This is a genomic window from Halalkalibacter flavus (assembly GCF_036663575.1).
Lineage (GTDB): Bacteria > Bacillota > Bacilli > Bacillales > Bacillaceae_D > Halalkalibacter > Halalkalibacter flavus.
Genome location: NZ_JAWRVK010000307.1, coordinates 1 through 256 on the forward strand (window position 1 = coordinate 1; position 256 = coordinate 256).

Annotated in this window: 2 tRNA genes; both read left to right on the forward strand. The window is 55.5% G+C overall.

The window, feature by feature from the left end:
* Positions 1–4 precede the first annotated feature (4 nt).
* Positions 5–79 (forward strand) — tRNA-Gly (locus SAY88_RS25295).
* An 11-nt stretch (positions 80–90) separates the two neighbouring features.
* Positions 91–165: transfer RNA gene (locus SAY88_RS25300), tRNA-Cys, on the forward strand.
* The last annotated feature ends 91 nt before the right edge of the window (positions 166–256 follow it).

Genomic DNA, 256 nt, shown 5'->3' on the forward strand with positions numbered 1-256 from the left:
CAATGCGGAAGTAGTTCAGTGGTAGAACACCACCTTGCCAAGGTGGGGGTCGCGAGTTCGAATCTCGTCTTCCGCTCCATTTTTTTGTCTGGCGGCATAGCCAAGTGGTAAGGCACGGGTCTGCAAAACCCTTATCCCCCGGTTCGAATCCGGGTGCCGCCTCCATATATTTTCTGCCGTGCCGGGGTGGTGGAATTGGCAGACACACAGGACTTAAAATCCTGCGGTAGGTGACTACCGTGCCGGTTCAAGTCCG